The organism is Pseudoalteromonas sp. MMG013 (assembly GCF_018100885.1).
GTDB classification, from domain to species: Bacteria; Pseudomonadota; Gammaproteobacteria; order Enterobacterales; family Alteromonadaceae; genus Pseudoalteromonas; species Pseudoalteromonas aurantia.
Map to the genome: position 1 here is coordinate 315,843 of NZ_JAGJEE010000003.1, position 18,147 is coordinate 333,989.

The 18,147-nt window shown below is 39.1% G+C and carries 17 protein-coding genes; 11 read left to right on the plus strand and 6 right to left on the minus strand.

Translation table 11 applies throughout. The annotated features are described in order from the left end of the window. The first annotated feature begins 44 nt into the window (after positions 1–44). The 6 genes from J8L98_RS04880 (at position 45) to J8L98_RS04905 (ending at position 4,779) form a co-directional block, all read left to right on the plus strand. Complete coding sequence (locus tag J8L98_RS04880) at positions 45–1,151, plus strand: hypothetical protein (protein WP_210995536.1); 1,107 nt, start codon at positions 45–47, stop codon at positions 1,149–1,151. 71 nt (positions 1,152–1,222) lie between these two features. Then, entirely contained in the window at positions 1,223–1,765 is a 543-nt protein-coding gene (locus tag J8L98_RS04885; protein ID WP_210995537.1) for a hypothetical protein, read from the plus strand. Positions 1,766–2,152: 387 nt separating this feature from the next. After that, positions 2,153–2,407 (plus strand): hypothetical protein, encoded by a 255-nt coding sequence (locus tag J8L98_RS04890; RefSeq protein WP_210995538.1) that lies wholly within the window; start codon positions 2,153–2,155, stop codon positions 2,405–2,407. Then, on the plus strand, positions 2,400–2,585 hold the full coding sequence (gmtX, locus tag J8L98_RS04895) for a gamma-mobile-trio protein GmtX (RefSeq protein WP_210995539.1): 186 nt from the start codon (positions 2,400–2,402) through the stop codon (positions 2,583–2,585). Before J8L98_RS04890 ends, gmtX begins: the two co-directional genes overlap by 8 nt. Before the next feature lie 355 nt (positions 2,586–2,940). After that, positions 2,941–4,062: a DUF262 domain-containing protein gene (locus J8L98_RS04900; protein WP_210995540.1), complete on the plus strand. Its 1,122-nt coding sequence runs from the start codon at positions 2,941–2,943 to the stop codon at positions 4,060–4,062. Then, positions 4,063–4,779 (plus strand): HEPN domain-containing protein, encoded by a 717-nt coding sequence (locus tag J8L98_RS04905; protein ID WP_210995541.1) that lies wholly within the window; start codon positions 4,063–4,065, stop codon positions 4,777–4,779. A gap of 480 nt (positions 4,780–5,259) precedes the next feature. Here the strand turns inward: J8L98_RS04905 and J8L98_RS04910 are convergent, their stop codons facing one another. Further along, on the minus strand, positions 5,260–6,222 hold the full coding sequence (locus J8L98_RS04910; protein WP_210995542.1) for a DUF5050 domain-containing protein: 963 nt from the start codon (positions 6,220–6,222) through the stop codon (positions 5,260–5,262). A 119-nt stretch (positions 6,223–6,341) separates the two neighbouring features. Between J8L98_RS04910 and J8L98_RS04915 the strand changes: the two genes are divergently transcribed. Further along, positions 6,342–6,599 (plus strand): hypothetical protein, encoded by a 258-nt coding sequence (locus J8L98_RS04915; RefSeq protein WP_210995543.1) that lies wholly within the window; start codon positions 6,342–6,344, stop codon positions 6,597–6,599. A gap of 63 nt (positions 6,600–6,662) precedes the next feature. Here the strand turns inward: J8L98_RS04915 and J8L98_RS04920 are convergent, their stop codons facing one another. Both J8L98_RS04920 and J8L98_RS04925 read right to left on the minus strand, forming a co-directional pair. Then, entirely contained in the window at positions 6,663–8,549 is a 1,887-nt protein-coding gene (locus J8L98_RS04920) for a PKD domain-containing protein (protein WP_210995544.1), read from the minus strand. A gap of 544 nt (positions 8,550–9,093) precedes the next feature. Next, positions 9,094–10,464: a hypothetical protein gene (locus J8L98_RS04925; RefSeq protein WP_210995545.1), complete on the minus strand. Its 1,371-nt coding sequence runs from the start codon at positions 10,462–10,464 to the stop codon at positions 9,094–9,096. Between the two features lie 203 nt (positions 10,465–10,667). Between J8L98_RS04925 and J8L98_RS04930 the strand changes: the two genes are divergently transcribed. Beyond that, positions 10,668–11,519 (plus strand): pesticin C-terminus-like muramidase, encoded by an 852-nt coding sequence (locus J8L98_RS04930; RefSeq protein ID WP_210995546.1) that lies wholly within the window; start codon positions 10,668–10,670, stop codon positions 11,517–11,519. 187 nt (positions 11,520–11,706) lie between these two features. Here J8L98_RS04930 and J8L98_RS04935 read toward each other — a convergent pair whose 3' ends face one another. Beyond that, on the minus strand, positions 11,707–12,456 hold the full coding sequence (locus J8L98_RS04935; RefSeq protein ID WP_210995547.1) for a hypothetical protein: 750 nt from the start codon (positions 12,454–12,456) through the stop codon (positions 11,707–11,709). 23 nt (positions 12,457–12,479) lie between these two features. Continuing rightward, the gene (locus tag J8L98_RS04940; RefSeq protein ID WP_210995548.1) at positions 12,480–13,283 is read right to left on the minus strand and encodes a type II CAAX endopeptidase family protein; all 804 of its coding nucleotides are present in this window, start codon (positions 13,281–13,283) and stop codon (positions 12,480–12,482) included. 184 nt (positions 13,284–13,467) lie between these two features. Between J8L98_RS04940 and J8L98_RS04945 the strand changes: the two genes are divergently transcribed. The 3 genes from J8L98_RS04945 to J8L98_RS04955 all read left to right on the plus strand — a co-directional run bounded on the left by J8L98_RS04945 (position 13,468) and on the right by J8L98_RS04955 (position 16,198). After that, positions 13,468–15,003 (plus strand): winged helix-turn-helix domain-containing protein, encoded by a 1,536-nt coding sequence (locus J8L98_RS04945; protein WP_210995549.1) that lies wholly within the window; start codon positions 13,468–13,470, stop codon positions 15,001–15,003. A 205-nt stretch (positions 15,004–15,208) separates the two neighbouring features. Then, positions 15,209–15,730, plus strand: a complete 522-nt coding sequence (locus tag J8L98_RS04950) for a hypothetical protein (RefSeq protein ID WP_210995550.1) — start codon at positions 15,209–15,211, stop codon at positions 15,728–15,730. A 69-nt stretch (positions 15,731–15,799) separates the two neighbouring features. Further along, positions 15,800–16,198, plus strand: coding sequence for a hypothetical protein (locus J8L98_RS04955; RefSeq protein ID WP_210995551.1), 399 nt, complete (start codon positions 15,800–15,802; stop codon positions 16,196–16,198). A 159-nt stretch (positions 16,199–16,357) separates the two neighbouring features. On the opposite strand, the gene J8L98_RS04960 is transcribed toward J8L98_RS04955, so the two are convergent. Beyond that, positions 16,358–17,677 (minus strand): hypothetical protein, encoded by a 1,320-nt coding sequence (locus tag J8L98_RS04960; RefSeq protein ID WP_210995552.1) that lies wholly within the window; start codon positions 17,675–17,677, stop codon positions 16,358–16,360. Between the last annotated feature and the right edge of the window lie 470 nt (positions 17,678–18,147).

Genomic DNA, 18,147 nt, shown 5'->3' on the forward strand with positions numbered 1-18,147 from the left:
AAACATATTGAAACCCAGGCTCCGTAACTTATAAAGTGAACAAAATGAGAAATTCAGCAGTTATATCAAATTGGTGTATAGACGCGTTTGATTGCCTTTCAAGCAAACTCTATAAAAAGCTATCTTTTGAGCAGATATCTAGAGTTGAGGCATTCATTTCGTCCGTAATTTTATTTGATGAAGTCTTTGTATCTGAAAACTACGTCAATAACAGAATCGTGTTAGAGCTGAGTAGGCGGTGTGAAGGAGCAATTAAAACTGTTGCCAGAGAAGCTCTATCTCACTCAACTGACATGACAGATCATATTTCTATAGATGTAAACTTGCACGTTTTGGCATTTGAGGAGTTAGCAAAAGAAAATGACTTGTGGCAAATACAACATGATCCGGGAATCGGTCTTGAAATTGTACGGAAAGCTCAAAATGACTTGCATTGCAAGGAAATGCTTGAGTCAAAGTTCTTGACTCAACTCAGGCTTTGGCACTGGTGTTATACGAATGAAATGGCAGAAATTACAAATAGTATAAATGTGTTGCCACTTTCCTTAGGCGCTGTTTCTGAGTTCGCTTATAAAAATCATAACATTACAGATGCTATTCTAAAAGGCTATTTGGACTATGCATTATATCATAATCAGAGGTTTGTTAGGGTGTCTGAGACATTGGCAACACCTTTTGTATCTGAGGTTAAGTCTATTCCACCACTAATGTCTGTGCTTCTAAGTCGTTGTAAATCTAGCGAAGATATGGTTCCCGTTCTAGCTGAGATGCGATGTGAGCTTATTGAGTTTAGAGTACTACGGCACGAATTTACAGGTGAAATCACTAAAGCGCGCAATATAGGTGAGCAAGAAGAGATTGTTAGTGCGTGGAATAAGAGTTGGGAGGTCTTGTCTGCTGGAGAGTTTAAAAAACCAAGTTTGCTAAAAAGAAAAATTAGTTCAACGGATGTATCTACTTCTGTTGTATCTATTGAATCTGGCAGTTTAAAGACGATCTTGAAAAACTTGATTGATCATCATCAGTACAAAAAAGCATACAAACAATTTCAGATTTACTCACAATTGCATGAGCAGGTTAACAGTATAGAATTACATAAATTACTGTTAGGTAATAAGTTTGGAGTTGAGAGCATCATACCTTTTAACTGACAAGTAAAAACTTAAACCTTGTAGAGGTATTTGATTTAAATGAATAAACTTCAATAGTGAAGGAGTATGACTTGAATATTGACATTACCATAGGAGTTGCTATCGGGGCTGTCTTGGCAGCGCTTATTAATATCTACTGGAGCTATAAAATAGCTAGATTGGATGATAAAAATAATAAAGAGGAGAGTATACGGTTATTAGCTGGAGAATTGTTGAGTGTAGCACACCACTTTTCCGTTCCATTATTTCCGATACGTTATTTAGATGAAGATATGAAACAACGTACCGAGGTTATGCGACGCTTGCGCTTGGCGAAATATGGAGCTCTGAAGGCTTCAGAAGATACAAGCTTGTTTGGTTTTCTTTCAGCAGAACATATTCGCAATGTTCATCAACTTGCTAATAAAATAAGGAATTTTGATATTTTAATTGATGAGTTTCTAGCTGAACCAGAATGTAATGATGTCGATTTGTATAGGATGATAGAATCAAGAAAGGACTATATAGAAGACTGTTCTCAGTTAATACTAGCTTACATCAATGAACATCACCCAGAATACGAAAGCTTAATTTCGCAATCAACTGTGAATGGGGAGCCAAACTATCTCATATGATGACTGCAAATCAGAATGTTTCATTTACTGGATAGTGAGGTCATTTTTTGCATCTTTTTACTTCACTTTTATGCCAAGTTATACTTCAATCACACAGTTAATTCATTGAAGTAACCGGCTCGCTTTATGCAAACTTAGACTACAAACTCCAGTTTGTTGTTTGAAGTGTAAGTCTGCAAATTTTTAGTAAAACCCCGCATAAAAATTGAAATATAACCCTGCAAGATTAATTAAAAGTCTGAGAGTGTTTCTATTTCTATTAGACAATTAAATCAATTCTGTGAAGACAGCATGCATATCATTGGCTAACTCTAAAAATACGAGGAAGGGATGATCTTTGATAAGGTTTTAAGACCTCTGCTATCAAACTAGTTCCTGCTGATGCGTGTGGGCTACCAACCAATCTTGATGCAGCTTAAGCTTGGCAATGTGATGGTCAATGCTATGCTACATGCCACCAAAGAGCCAGACAAAAGCAAAGCCATGACAATGCTTTCAACTTACCTTGATACTGAAGCTTACTTAAAAGACGCAGGCCCGCTCGAACAAGGAGTACAAGCGCTTGAAAGTAATACAGGCATTAGCATTAGAACATTAGCAAATATGGCAACAGCCACTTTAGGAGTAAAGAAAAATGGCTAAACCAGTTGACCCAACCCTAGTGCTGCAAGAGCTTTGCGCAAGCGCCACCACAAGAACTGCCAATGCCTTAACCGTATTGAATGCAGTGCTTGAGCAACAAAGTAAAATAACGCCTCTCGATTTTTCCATGGCAACAATTGGGCGGTTGTCAAAAGAGCAAGGCGGGCCATCAGCGTAAGTCGTTTCTGCCCCAAAGTTGCTTAGACCTTTTACTCATTCGCATCCTGTTCATGAACTCTTGATCGACTAAATGTTATCCATTCTTATAATGTTGGTCGCTGTAAATCGCCGTGTTATATCACGGGGTAAATTTGAGCTATCTATCACTCTTCACTGAATCAATGACTAATTGTTTCCATGTTGAAATCTCAACTCATTTAACATACCTTTAGACATATTGCTTGAAAAACATTCTTGAAAGAGTACTTCCATAACAACTTTATTTGCCAACGTCCGTATCATTATTTTCTGTAGACAATTTTAATATGCAACTATAAAGTATACAAAAATTCAATATGTTAGATAGGTTGACAATGATTCCTGACTTTTTTGCTGAAGATGCAGAGGAAATTGAGATCTTCGAAGATGAATCTGGTGATAGCGATATCGAACCCAATGAGATCCCAAAGGAAGTAAGAACGCTAAGAACACAATCATATGATAAAAGTGTTAAAGACTTAATTTGGATGATAGATGACAATGATATCGACTTGGATCCTGACTATCAGCGTAACTATCTTTGGGAAAACAAGAAAGCCTCACTTTTAATTGAGTCAATCCTTCTAAATATACCAATTCCTGTTATCTATGTTGCAGAGAATAATGAATCACAATGGAATGTTATCGATGGCATGCAGCGCCTTACGAGCCTAAATAGATTCTTCAAGAATGAGTTCAAATTATCGCGTTTAGAAGTACTTTCAGAATTAAACGGACTTACATTCCATAATCTACCTCCAAAAGCAAAGCGAATGTTGGGTAACGGAATGTTCAGAGTTGTAGTGCTTTTGGCTGAAACGCACCCTGATATTAAATACGATGTATTCATGCGCCTAAATACAGGTTCTGTAAAACTAAATGAACAAGAACTTAGAAACTGCCTTTACCGTGGTGAGTTCAACGCGTTTCTTAAACGATGTTCAAATAACCAGTACTTTTTGACTTCTTTAAAACAAAGTGGGCCTCATAAGCGTTTTGCAGATGTTGAAATTGCGTTGAGGTTCTTTGCAATAAGAGAAAACTACGACCTAAACGAACAGAAGCTCAACTACCCCGGTAGAATGAAGACTTTTTTAAATAACTTTATGGAAAGTTATCAAAATAGCGAGGCAAGTAAACTTCAAGAGCTTGAGAATGCCTTCACCATCTGTATGAATAACATTCACAACGTTCTTGGGGACGAAGCTTTTAGGAGACCTCTGCCAGATGGCGGCTACGAACGTAGAGTAAACCGCTCTCTTATAGATGTTTTGATGCTTTGTTTTTCTCATTTATCACCGGAGCAGTGTCAAAATCGTCAGGATTTCTATATTAAGTGCGTTAAAAACCTTTGTCTTAACGAAGAGTTTATTGAAGCAATTACTTATGCAACAGCTGATTCTAAAAAGTTTGCTACTCGTTTAAAGCTTGGCTTGAAAGAATTTGAGGTAATCTAGATGGCAGTTCAATACTTCGAGGCTGTTACAGATTTTCATGATTCACTTGGGGAGCTTAACCAGCTTATAAAGATAGCCAATGGCTATAAGAAACTAGGAAAGCTTAATAAAAGAGATTTAATGTTACGTTCTACTGTCTTATTTCTTGGTACTCATCTGGAGTGTTTATTTGAGACGATAGCTGAGGAGTATATATTTAAAATTGAACAAGCAGGCTTACCCAGGGATAAAGTACCAGAAGCGTTATTAATGTCTTCTGTCCACTATCATTTTAATGAAGAGCTGGTTCAAAAAGTGAAAGCAAAGAACCCGTTATGTAAAGATCCACTGATCAATTTGGCTAAGATTTTATCTTGTGATAGCCCTGTTAACGATTTGAAAATTGATACCAGCTTTAGTTATGGTAAACACGGTAGTACCGTGGTGGAGAAGTTATTTAAGCGTTTAGACATTGAGGACTTATTTTCGAATTGTCTTGTGACAATTTCACGTGAGTCTATGTTACAGGATGAACCTGAGGTAACAGTCGTAGATATCAAAGGTAAATTTAATGCTTTAACTGGCGCTAGAAATGCTCTTATTCATCAGTACTCTATGCCCAACGAGCGTACTATTGACCGAATAATTAAAGATATCCCTTTTTATAAGCAGTTTGCAGATTCCCTTGATGAGCTATTACATCAGCGTTTAGAAAATATATTGAATCAAGCAGCTTAAGGACTCACTAAGAGCCGAGCTCTTCTTATAGTTCAGTTCTTTTTTAGGTGTAGCTTATTGAATATATTGCTATTTTTTCATATTCGCTATAGCTCCGGCTAATCTCAACAAATATGTCGAAGTCTTGACCTCTAATTCTGATTGAATTCCAAAAGTGCAATCCCTGCTAATATTCGTTGCAGTTTCACCACTTGACCTGTTGTAGCTCCATCTTGTCATACAACATTATGGACTGTCACAAATCTTCACAGATGTTAAGTTCCTGATCTTTGGTCATGCTCATGAGCTTTTTACATTTGGGAGGAAGTCCATTCCTCTCATCCCATTCCGTGACGGTTCTCACACTTTTAAAAGACAGTTCAGAGACCTATTCCTAAGCCGTTTGGCATGTGAACTTCCCTGACTTTGCTAGATACAGGTAAGAGTACCTGTATCTAGATGATGATTCTTGCCAACCCCCGATACGCCATATTGTTTTTATTATTGTGTGGCGCGCGTTAATCTTTCCAGATAGTGCTTATCAACGTGAAAGACAGTGGCTGTTTGAGATGCATTAATTAGCACTCTCTCAGTGGATGAGCCATCTTTGTCGACCTTATAAATATCATAAATTCCAAATACGTTCTGCGATGTAAAAAAGACTTTAGATCCGTCGGGAGACCAGGCAGGGTCACCATCTCTAATTCGGTTTCTAGTAAGCCGTGTTTGGTTGGAGCCATCGACGTTCATCACATAAACCTCTTGGTTACCATCTCGATTTGAAAGGTAAGCGATTTGGGTGCCATCAGGCGAGATCTTTGGGTTGAAGTTATCTGTATCATCATTGGTAAGTTGGATCACGTTACTACCATCGATATTGGCAATGCTTATTTGCGCTGCAGCCGTTTTAGAAAAGCGGCCTTTAGAATGAAAGAGTAGTCGTCCATCGGGCATAAAATCTGGAGCGCCTCCCGCTAATCCTTTTATCTGGTGTTGTTCGGTGCCGTCTGAGTCCATCAGCCAAATTCCTTCTTGCATGTCGCCGTTTTTATCAGTGTACTCTCGGCCGAATACAATGGTTTTCCCATCAGAAGAAAATGCAGGGCCGTAGTCCCAAGCGTTTTTTAAATTGGTTAAACGGCGCATGTTGGTGCCATCGATATCAGCGGTGTGAATAGACCAAGTTTTTCGTTTGTCGTATTTACCATAAAAAGCAATTTGCTTACCTGTAGGCGAAACAGCAGGGTAGCCGCCTGCGTTATTAGGCACATCAATAATCTTTATACGTCTCTTCCCTTGTTCATCGCTCAAATAAATTGATTTATTATCACCTTCTTTGAACCCATAAATAATGGAATAAGGCTGGGAAGTCGCTTTTTGATTCGTTTGACATCCAGTCGTTACACTAAGAAAGCAGATAGAAAACAGTAGACATTTTATTCCTGAAATTTTTTTAGATGACATAGAGCACCGTCTTTATTTTAATGAAAAATTTAGGGAAATTATAAAGATATTAAAGAGGTAAACATGACGTTTTACTGATTTTTCACTGATTCTTGACGCTATAGTATTTATAGGAGGTATTGAGTAACGGAGCGACAGTAGAATATCTGATCCATGATTTATTGGAGCAAGCATCTAGTTTTCGTGTAATTGAATTGACATCATACTTGAAGGAAGGGCACCTGCTAAAATACTCTGCGTTAGTAGCATATGATGCTGATATATTTGAATTAAATAGTACTGTGAAGCAAGCGGCTGACCCGTTTTATTTAGCGAATTATACACTTTCTTGTATTCAGCCACTAACCGTCACATCTATTTTAGAAACGTGGAAATAAAAGATTGAACCAAGTTAAGGCTAGCACTTTAACTCGGTTCAATCTTGTATTAGTTCAAATCACTTAATTACAGTTTCTCACCCATTTCCAAACTGCCCATGTAGACGAGTTATCTGCCGGAGACTGAGCTTGTGTCCACCATTTCGCTTCATAAACGCTGCCATTTTGAGACGCTTGGTCGCCTTTGAGGTAAACACTTGAACTATCCCATACGGCAACATTACAGTTGCTATCCGAAATGACGACTGAACTTGATTTAGTCGATTGTTCACCTTGTGCATCGGTCACTGTGAGTGTGACAGGGTAAGTACCTGCAGCAACGTAGGCATGAGATGGGTTTTGCATTTGGCTGCTATTGCCATCACCAAACGCCCATAAATACTCTATAACGCCTGAGTCATCTGTTGAAGCATCGGCAAAGTTCACTGACAGGCCATTGACTGAATACGTGAAGTCAGCAACAGGGGCTTGGTTACCAGTTGCCGTGACTGTCACCTCAACTACGGCACTGTCTTGCGCGTTGCCGTTGTCTGTCACAACCAGCGAGACGTTATATGTTCCGGCTTGCTGATAGGTATGTGTGACTAAACCAGCAGTCGTACTTGTTGTACCATCGCCAAAATCCCACGCAGTGGCGACAATATTACCGTCAGAGTCAGATGACATGCTTGAATCAAAGCTGCATGTTAATTGCGAACACTGTGTCGTAATCTGAGCAACTGGCGGGTTATTGCCTGAGTTACCATTATCTCCTACTGGTAACACACCACCAAAATGGGTGGCTACTTTTGGCCAAATTAACTCAATACGTGTGCCGCGGTTTAATTTAGTTGTACACTGCGTGCTATTACCATAATGGTGTAGGGCAATAACATCGTTGTTTTTTGCCGACAATACAGGTGAGCCTGAAGAGCCTCCGATGGTGTCACATTTATAACCCATGTCTGTATCGCTACCACGACCCGCTGTGACGGTTTGGTCAATCTGACACAGCCCATTTGCGTTTAAGTCACTTTCAATTGCCAACTCTTTCGGGTTACCCGCACCATGCTGCGGGATATAGATACGCTCGCCTTGATTTTGTGCATTTGCATCTAGCCCAAAGTGGCCAAACTGTTTAATTTTTTCAAACTCTTGCACAGTAAATAAGGTGTAATCTAGCGCATAATCGGTGGCCAAAAGCTGGTCGCCGTTCACTTTCACTGTGTTATTGGTTGTGCCTGTACCACAGCCTGTACGTTGGTAGTTAAACCATACTTCAACATTTTTGGTATCTGCTGCACTGCTAAAACAATGGTTGTTGGTAAACATATGATTATCGGCACCAACACGCCACGCAGTACACAGGCTACGACCACCGATAAGCAAGCGCGCAACTGGGCGGCTACGTTCATATTCAACCGGGTGAGACTCTTCCCAACAGGCAACGTCTTGACGCTCATTAACACCGCAAGTTGAGTTAGGCTGAATATCACCACTTTCAAAAATAGCGGCTCTTTCAGCTAATTCAAAATCAGAGAAGCCGGCGTAGAAGTCTTGTATTTCAACACCATGACTTTCGCCCCATTGTACTGAGCTAGGTGAAACTAGCGTTACTTTAACTGTGTCTGATGACACCGACATAGACGCTTTGACATCGCTGTCATTGTGGTCATAACGATAGCTTTCTGTACCTTCTAAATTACTGACTTCAATGTATGCCCCTTCAGGTAACGACAACTGCGCAAAGTTTATTTTAATAAACTGTGCATCAGGGTGATTAATAATATGCTCTTTAACATCTTGGGTGGTGATCCCAGCGTGCCCCGCATTAAGCGATAGCTGATGAGAGACAATTTTAGCGATGTCTGTTTTTTGCGCTGAGGCGTCTAATACACCAGCAAAAGTAGCTGATGACAAAAGCAATGCACATACTGGAAGCACGGCCTTGCGAACTTTACACGGTATCATAGGTATTATCCTTTAATTTTAGTTGTTGTGTTTTTGAACAAAACACAGAGAATGTATGTTAATTAAAGGTTTCATTCAAGTGTTTTAAATGTAATTAAAGAAGATCGAAGTACGATTCTCCTTCCTCAGAGATGAGTTGTTTGTCCCTGTTTTTATTGAGCTCGGAATTTGAATATTTTTAGCTTTCAATCTAAACACATTGTGAGAATAATTATCGATAAATGATGAGTGGCGGGTAAAAATAGGCTGTTAACTCAATGGAGGATGCAGCGTTATTCTTAATTAGAGTGGCTATGACACGAAGAGGCGCATTGATTACTCCGTCAGCAGAAAATGTTTTATAAGGGGAGCGCTACTGGCAGGTGACTCCTTTCAAGCAAATGATGAAAGCTGTTGTGTGGAATTTAAACAAGTAAAATGGTTGGTTTTACTGACCCACTTTCTGAAGTGACTGGCTAAGCGAAATCTTTTAACGGATTTATGAATTAACGAGGCAGACGCTTTTCTTATGGCCTATGGTGGTATATAAAAGTAAGTGCGCTGATTAGTCATTTAATGCTTCGTCCATTAGTTCAATCGCAACAATTTCAGAACGGTTCATGGTGAGTTTGTAGCGTTCTAGTTGCGTACTGTGATCGGTTGAAAAACGTAGTACAAGGTTAATTTGGTAGCGCCGTTCTACCGACTTTTTAGATACCTTTTGGCCTTCTAAGGTATATAGCTTTCCAGCACCTTTCTTCAGGTAGCGAACAAATGAAGCCATGTTGAATGTAATACGTTGCTGCACTTCATCGTAACCGGGCAAGAATTCACTGACATGAACTTGATCTTTAGTACAGAAATGCATTAAATGTGCAGCCTGCTTATTTTGCTGTCGGCGTTGTTTAAATAGTTTATTAACCTCAGATGGTAGGTCTTTTTTGCGAATGTGCTCGAGCCAAATGGTTTGTGTGCAGACGATATCGTCACTCACGGAGTTTTTAAATCTATTACGCCATTTGGGGCGACCTCGCTGTATTAAGCGCCATGCCCATTGGGTTAAATCTTCTTTGAATGTTTCCCTGAGTCCATAAATTACACCTAGTAGCGCGATGAGGGCAACGGTAACCTCTTGAAAATTAGAGCGCGCGTTAAGCACAATAAACATCACAAATGCCATGATCACACCGGTTACGAGTCCTTTTACTAATCGCTTTAAGTTTAACGTTAAGTCAGTGGTTTGTTTATTAAACACCACCCCATATTCAATCAGTCGTTCGAGTAGCTTCATTTTATTGGTGATGCGGTTCGGGTCGTCCAATGTCACTTGTGAGTTGTAGGTTTGTTCAGTTCTGTATTGGCTTTCTTGCTGACAAAAATCAATTAACGTGGCACGTTCTTCGCTAAACTCACTTGATTTAGGGCCTCTGGAGAGTAACTTTAAAAATGTTTGTTCGGTATGCCAGCTGAGGTAGTTGTCAGCATTTTGAAGATATGATTTGAGCTTGTTGTCGGGCGGAGTATAGCGCCTTAAACTTTTCAGTAAGCGGTCTGTTTGTTCAACTAACATAGCCACGGCAGGGAAAAATTCATCAGGCTCTTTAAGTTGTAGTGTGGCTTTCACATCGGCGTCTAGTGCGATTCTGAGCTGGTAGCAAAATAGATTTAAGTTGAGCCGATAACCGGTTTTTTCTCGCTTGGTTTGGCTGATAAAGCGACTATGAACCAATGGTAAATGTAATTGCTCAGAGTAGTAGGCACTATGAGATTTAATGTTGGCATTGAAGAAGTCGACTTCATTGAGTGTATTTGTATTGATCCCCATATCGGTCGGGATTGAAAAATACAGGTCGAGTTGATTGGTTTCTTTGGGAAGAAGTTGATAATTGATCTTGAAGGATAAGTTCTCATCTTGACTTAGCTTTGCTCTACTCACTCTTAGTTACAGCCTCCTGAGTTAATGTCTTTTATAGTTTAGCACAAATGCTTGAGTTACATTGGTTTATGTTGAGTAATAATGTGCTGCTGTGATTTAAAGATGCGTAAATAGAGGTCGACTTACTTGGTACTAAAGCTGTATCTAGAGTTCATACAGAGGTAACATGACTCATAAAGGGAATTAAAGAAGGACATAAAAATATGTTGAAACTTGATGATGGTTTTAATCGCGGTAGAGCCCAGTTTAGAGATGAAGTTCGACACTTGCAGCGTGTTTTAAGACTAATAGGTATTCGCTTGGAAGCAGATGGGTACTTTGGTGTTAGCACACAAGATGCGGTTAAGAGATTGCAAAAAGAAAACGGATTAGTCGCATCAGGTGAAGTTGATAATAATACCTGGCTGGTCATTGAAAATAATCTCGCTGGTGTTGTTAAATCAGATGTAACCGAGCTAGAAGCACCTTCAGCAACCGTCATTAACTTATTGCAGTCATTTCGAGGTGATTTGGCTTGGATACATACTCGTGAAGGGCATGCAGGAAAAGCTTACTGGCCAGGCGGCCACTCAGGGATTACATTAGATCCTGGGTTTGATTTAGGGCAACAAAGTAAAGATGAACTTCTTAAACACTACACTCATATTTTGAACCAAACGCAATTAAACGCATGTATAGATTGTATAGGCTTAACAGGTAGAGAAGCGAAAAGTCATTTAAATAAGGCTAAAAATCTGATTGATATTCGTATTAGTAAAGGCCAAGCATTGCAAATACTGCCAGTAATTATTGACCCTTACTGGGTCGCAATTGGCAAGAGGTTTCCGCATTTGTTGCATGCAACAACTCCGGATAGTGTGCAAACAGCATTATTGTCTTTAGCCTTTAATCGGGGGGCTCATAATCGAGGACTAGATGTTTTAAATACACCAATAGCGCAAGGAAACTGGAATGAGTGCGCTAATTTTATTGGGAGTATGCAGCAAAACCACCAATTAGAAGGGATCCGTAGGCGTCGCCGTATGGAAGCTGCATTAGTTCAACCGTCGAGGTAAACAATATTATTTGTTACATCATACCAATTTTAAAAGGTTAGGGGTGGCCTAAGCCTTTTAAAATAGTATTTATTGCAGATGTAAACTGTGTAAACTGATATGCCAGTACTTAGTCTTCACTGTTACTTTAAAGTATGCCGATTATGCTAAATTCTTGTTATTTAGTATGGACGTTGTTTTTCAAACTTTAGGGTAATGAAGGTTGTTTAACCATTCGAAAGTCAAGGAACTTTGTGTTAGATGATTCATCAACTGTCATAAAAAATGCATAGCTGCCTTTCACGACTCTTGAAATAGACTTAGCTACCCAAGGACCGTCAGGCCAAGTTTGTCCATAGTCTATCTTTACGTGGAATTTACTGATCTTCACTAAAGACTCAGGTTTAAACGCTTGTTTCGAATATGTTTTCAATGACACAAAGCGCAGTGATTGTTTAGAAACTGTTAGTTCAGACGTTAACGCTGACATCAACCGTGCGTTGACTTTTTTATTGTCGACTTGCTCCACCGTGTCGTCAATATCTGCGCTGACCATAGTTGGAATATGGAATATCCACGTCGTTTCGGTTTCATTAATAAGTGCGGGGTTATCTGGAAATCTAGCGGAGTTAATTAATAAACTGCTTTCCCAGTTTAGCCCAGTTTGTGCTTCATGCTGTGTCGAGTTATCCAATAGTGTGATATGTTCTTCTCCACTTGAGGTTAAACTCAGTAACTTTGCAGTGGATTTTGATTCCCCTGTTGGCTCCTCGTGAACTTCTACAAATGAAATAGACTTGCTTGCCAGCAGCAATGCCCGATCAGACTCAACTTTAAGTAATGCCTGTTGGTAAGCCAATTGCGCGGCGGTCGTCGCTATACTTTCGTTTTTATTCTCAGCAGCCATAATGGGCATAACGGCCAATGATAAAATTAATAATATTTTATATAGTGTCATATTTAACCTCTGCGTCTATTTTCTCAGTAGCCGTTTTGTTCTGTTACATGCAGCTGACTGGCTTTAATATAAAGCAAACCGGGTAATGTTGAGAGTAGTAAAAAAATCACAATGATCACAATATACCCAGTAAAACCAGGGCTTTGTAATTCATTCGTGTGCGGTACTAGATAGTCGTTAATGGTGCCAGCGCAATTGATTATGGTATGCACGATAATGGCAGGCCATAGTGACTGTGTGAAGTACACGAGCCCAGCAAAACCGATGCCGATCAAAGTCGCAAATATGACTTGTGCGCCAACGTCTATCATAGGCATATGGTATAGGTTACCAAGGTGCGCTAAACCAAACACGATGGCTTGGAACACAGCGGCAAGGAGTACGCCTTTCTTGGTCGCTCCCCAAGCTTTAAGTAATATGTAAAAACACATACCACGCATGAGAACTTCTTCGAAAAACCCAGTTGCAAAATTTGAAAAGAGCCAGGCAATTAGCACCTGCGTTGAAAGTTGTACTTCAGCCCAATTTGCACTTGTCATACTTAAAAGTGCAATGAGTAGTAGTGGGGTGGTACAAAGAAGCCACTTAGGGTGCCAAGATGAGTATGGTGAAGTGACCCCGACGCTTTTAGTCCAACCAAATTGTTTTAGCATACTAAGTATGGCAGCAGAACTGACCGTAATGAGTATTAATCTTGGCCAATTAAATAATGGAACTGGGGTTGGCTCGAATACTTTGACAACAAATAATGCGCCGACAAACAAGCACGTCATGATGATGGTGACCATTGCAGGGTATATATGCATATATTTTTTAAGTTTGTTCAATTGTAAATTCACTGGTTGCGTTAATTTGGCGCTACAATATCGTAAATAGCGTAGTATCGCGTATTATAAAACTCTATAAGTTTCTATAATTCTATATTTAACAGTTGCTTACTGTTTTTTGTGAAAGGGAGAACCTATGATGTTTTATATGACCTAAACAATAATAATTGGATTGAGAACAAGCATGTTAAGCTATTTTCAGGTTGGTGAGTGGTTATTTTACCCCCATAAAAATGAAATTCATTGTAAAGAAGAAGTGTTTAAAATCAGGCCTAAAACAGCCGAAGTATTTAAGGTATTACTGCAAGCCAATGGTGAAATAGTCAGTAAACATGATTTACTGCAACAAGTCTGGAACGACGTAATCGTTGAAGAACATGTTGTTTTTCAGTCTATGACTGAATTGCGTAAAATTTTTAAGGGCACATCAACGATAAAAACACACCCACGCAAAGGGTACTCCATATCGGAAACTATCACTGAAATTGATATGCACAGTGGACGTGAAGAGCCTGCTTCTAGCATAAGGTCGCGTTTTAAATTAGACGACCATAAAAAATATTATTACTTAGCTCCCCTAATTGTTTTTTTATGTTTATTGTTTTTATTCGCTGTGAAGTACAGTACGGAAAATCACGGTGCGAAACAGGGTTCTGTCTTGATATTACCTGTCACGAATAGAATTGAAGATTCTGAGCATATGTGGGTCAAATATGGCGGTATGGATCTGTTGATTAAATACTTACAACCTCAATTAGATGCACCAGTATTACCTACTGAAGAGGTACTTGATACATTAAAACGTGCTGATGTTAACCAAGAAGAATTTGATGAAGTAACGGTTTCAAGGTTATTTGAAGTATCAGGTGCAGAGGTTATTGTTGTGCAAGCTATGTCTGGGTACAGCGGAGATTATCAGCTTGTGTATAGTATTTATAAGAAAGGGAGTATCACGCGGGGCGCGTTATTTGCCGATAATACCAACCAACTATACTCCGATTTATATTCACTGATACTGCATTCTATGGGGGTGACTGAGATTAGCGAAATTCAAACGTATCAGCACAACTTTGCAAATGAGATGCTTGCTACCGCGATAGATGAGATGCAGTCTGATAGTTTTGCAACCGCAGTGACTATGCTTCAAGCTGTGCTTGTCACTGAACCTGAGAATCTCTTAGCAAGTAGAATGCTAGTAAAGTCATTGGTTTATTTAAATAAATATGAAGAAGCCAAGCAAGCAGCCAAGCGAGGGATTGAGTATGCGATTAAAAATGGTGATACGAAAAATTTAGGCAGACTCCTGTTTTGGCAAGCGTTAAGTACGACTCAGCAAAGGCAGTTCGATGAGGCTTTGGCGATTTTGCATCAAGTTAAAATTAAAAGTGAACAAACCAATGATTTATTATATTTAGCGAATACATACAGAGTGATTGGTAAAATACATCTTCATAAGAAAAAATTCAGCCAAGCAAGAGAGGCTATCTTTGAGGCGTTAAGGTTTTATCAAACCATTCAAGAGCCGTATGGGCAATCGAGTATGCATATTGATTTGGGGGAACTGGCATTAGCTGAACAAGATTGGCAAGCAGCCATATCATCGTTTAATACCGCACTGGCCCTTGCAACTAAAAGCAACATAAGTCAGCTTGTTGCTATGTCAAATGAATGGATAGCGAAAACTAATGAGGCAAGAAATACAAACGAAGAAAATTATTAAACTTTTGATAGTAATATATTTCTTAAGGTGCTGTGATTGGGACGTTAATATATAATATTCAAATTTATATTTTTTAAAGCCATTGGTATGCTCTTCAAGCATCCACTGGCAATAAAGTAAGAATTAAACATTGCTGTTTGGTATGCGTTGCGACTTGAAAAGCGACACGATATGAGTATGCACTGTTGCAATGAAGGATCTCATTATGTATAGAAATTATTTATTCTTTGCTACATTAACCTTTCTGTCAGGGTGTTCAACTTATACGCCTCTTAGTTCGGGTCCTATTGCTACCCTGAAGCTGAGGTCATTATCGAGTGTGAGTGATACTAACGTCGAGTATTGCAAAACAGAAAGTTGTGACACTCCGCTGAAAATCGGTTTGCTTGCAGGGCAGCAGTTTTTGAATGCTTTGAGAAACTCCCCCAAAACATTAAAAAAATATGAAAATAGGCGGTCACATCAAATAAAAATCGCTGCGAATGAGCGTTCTTTTATTCGGTTTACCACGGAAAAAACAATTATTCAATTTGACAAAGCAAGCGATATCGCTGACAAAGTTATAGATTATGGTCAGTCCAGAAAGAAGAGAAATGGTATGGGCGAGATTAATCTGAAATGCGAAGCAATTATTGATGTTACCCCAATCGAAAACTCCATGACAGAGATTATCCACACATATAATGATAAAATGGAAAGTTGCCGAGCACGTATATTTATACAATAGGCCGTGATGCATTAATTACACAAAGTTTCTTTGAATTTATAGGATAGTTAATTAGTTGGATAATATACGATGAAGAGATTACTACCATTATTCGCAGTTGGGTTATTGAGCTCATGTACAAAAGCGCCACAATATGAGGTCTCGCCGCTGGAATTAATGCAAGGAACATGGAGCTTTGTTGATGATAACTGTGGAAAAAATTTATTTAAATATTCCCTCTCAGAAGATAAAAAGAAACAAATCTTGGAATATGAGAACGGACAGACTGTAAGTGCTGAGATATTGGTTGTTGCACCCAAAATGATTCATATCAGGTATGATAATGAGTCAGGCAGAACACAAGAGGGTGATCTTTATTCTTGGTGGTTTATTCTTGGAGATAAAGATACTTATTGGATGAGACGTAATGACTGGTCCTGGTCTAATAGAACGACAGGTTCATGGATCCGATGTACAAATTCATTTTAGCTTCAGTGAATGAGCTATTACCGAGTAGATATTCTTATTACATACCGGCCTTTGTTGATTTACTCATATAACTTAATCTAGCGAAGTAATACACTTGCATGAAAATTGAATCCATAGATACGCAAAGTTAAGCTGAGTATCTATGGGGTCATAATGGTGTTATTTATTGATTAAATCTTGAATGTGAATGTTTTTTTGTTTTTCAAATAGACTCAAAACTTCTGTTTCTAACGCATTTAAGTCGATACCAAATTGCGCGAGTGCTTTAGTTTGACTCCACACACTGACACCAGAGATATCTGCTGACCCTTTAATAGGAGCGGCTTGTACTCTCATTTCACCTTTATGGATGAGTATTTCTTGTCCCGGTTGACCAAATAGACCTTGGGTATCTTCGATTAAAATGCCTTTGTATCCTAGGCGGTTAGAAATTAAGTTAGTATTGGTATTTTTTGAGGCTGGTAAGATAATAGATGAATATGCTGAAATTGCAGACAGTAAGTCTTCGACGCCTGTTGAGCTAAGTTCAGCAAGTGAAATAGTTGGGTTTGGTCGACCTGAGTACATCAGTAAACTGATATGAGAGTCATTATTTTTAGCGAACGTTTCATGAGCAAATGGTGCAAAGCCGCCCCAGTTTCCAGATATAGATGCACTGCCTGAGTTTTGTGCTCTATTTGCGCTTCGGGTTTTGAAGTAACCACAAAATTCAGTGTATATACCTCTATTCGCGGATCTCGGATCCGTGATGATTTTACCACTATTATCTTTATTCTTTGCAGGTGTTTGACCTGCTTTATGTGACCAAGCCCCATTGTTATCACGACGATACCAGTGGTAGTCAAATCCAGGGGCAACCACTAAAGCTAATAGCGTTTCGTCAGGGTTGTACCTGTTACTGAAATAGCTGGTGGGCTCTATCCCTGCATCTCCTGTCGCGGCTGCAACAACGGACGCGCAGGTGCCACTGAATCTACCTGAGCGAGATGCATAACCTGGTTGCGCAAAGTTATTGGTTGCTACATTCGCAGCATAGTTATAACAGTTGTTCTTGCTCACGCGCGATGACGCATTCCAAAATTCGGAGGCGTATTTTGGGCGCTTAAATTGCGGACAAGTGAGCTTAGTTGGGTATAAATCGCAGTATGATAAATTTTTTGATGCCGCGACCACCGTCCCTTTACATGTGCCTGTGACATTTTTCATTGCTGAGATTTTAAAGTGTGCGACATCCAAAAAATAAAGCTTTAACTCTCTTTCGTACTCTGTTGTGGTGAGAAATCGATAACAATCATAGGTAGTAGTAGACAATTTATAATGTGTTGCACCAGCTACTGGACTCCATGACACGCGAATATCTTCGTCGCCATCATGAGCCATGTTGAGTTTAATTTCAGGTAGCGCGTATGAATTTATTGAAAGCACAACTAAAGCACTTCCAACAAATGAACTGACCTTTTTGTAAAAAGAGGTATTCATATTCAATTCCTTTTATTGATGATTTATTTTTGTATAGGGTATTCATGAAATACATTAACAATAAGGTGTTAAGTTTTTGTTGCATTGTATATTGTTTTTAAATTGAAGTTTTTTGCAGATATACCAGTAACTTCCTAATCAAGCGGGAAGTATTGTCAGAAAAATTGGCTAGGAAAGTGTGGGAGTACGCAGAAGAAAGTCGCTGCTGCTTAGTTATATGTCACTATAAATCTGCACTTGTGTCAGTTTTTCTGTAGATTTTTACTAGGTTTAGTCAATTTTTAATAGTGAACATTATGATTTAACATAATTAAATGTGTTACGGCATGGAGTTCAACAAGATAAAGACAATAATGCTTCCAACTGCGCTAGTCGGCTTTGTTTCAAGTTGTCTGGCACCAGTCAATTATATTTTAGAGTCTTCATTTAAAGTGACAAAGGGTTGTTCACTTAACATTAAGCGATGGCTA

Bases quoted from the DNA above. Each gene is read 5' to 3' on its own strand.
- J8L98_RS04880 (WP_210995536.1), top strand. From the start codon at position 45: ATGAGAAATTCAGCAGTTATATCAAATTGGTGTATAGACGCGTTTGAT.
- gmtX (WP_210995539.1), top strand. From the start codon at position 2,400: ATGGCTAAACCAGTTGACCCAACCCTAGTGCTGCAAGAGCTTTGCGCA.
- J8L98_RS04900 (WP_210995540.1), top strand. From the start codon at position 2,941: ATGATTCCTGACTTTTTTGCTGAAGATGCAGAGGAAATTGAGATCTTC.
- J8L98_RS04905 (WP_210995541.1), top strand. From the start codon at position 4,063: ATGGCAGTTCAATACTTCGAGGCTGTTACAGATTTTCATGATTCACTT.
- J8L98_RS04910 (WP_210995542.1), bottom strand. From the start codon at position 6,222: ATGTCATCTAAAAAAATTTCAGGAATAAAATGTCTACTGTTTTCTATC.
- J8L98_RS04920 (WP_210995544.1), bottom strand. From the start codon at position 8,549: ATGATACCGTGTAAAGTTCGCAAGGCCGTGCTTCCAGTATGTGCATTG.
- J8L98_RS04930 (WP_210995546.1), top strand. From the start codon at position 10,668: ATGTTGAAACTTGATGATGGTTTTAATCGCGGTAGAGCCCAGTTTAGA.
- J8L98_RS04935 (WP_210995547.1), bottom strand. From the start codon at position 12,456: ATGACACTATATAAAATATTATTAATTTTATCATTGGCCGTTATGCCC.
- J8L98_RS04945 (WP_210995549.1), top strand. From the start codon at position 13,468: ATGTTAAGCTATTTTCAGGTTGGTGAGTGGTTATTTTACCCCCATAAA.
- J8L98_RS04950 (WP_210995550.1), top strand. From the start codon at position 15,209: ATGTATAGAAATTATTTATTCTTTGCTACATTAACCTTTCTGTCAGGG.
- J8L98_RS04955 (WP_210995551.1), top strand. From the start codon at position 15,800: ATGAAGAGATTACTACCATTATTCGCAGTTGGGTTATTGAGCTCATGT.
- J8L98_RS04960 (WP_210995552.1), bottom strand. From the start codon at position 17,677: ATGAATACCTCTTTTTACAAAAAGGTCAGTTCATTTGTTGGAAGTGCT.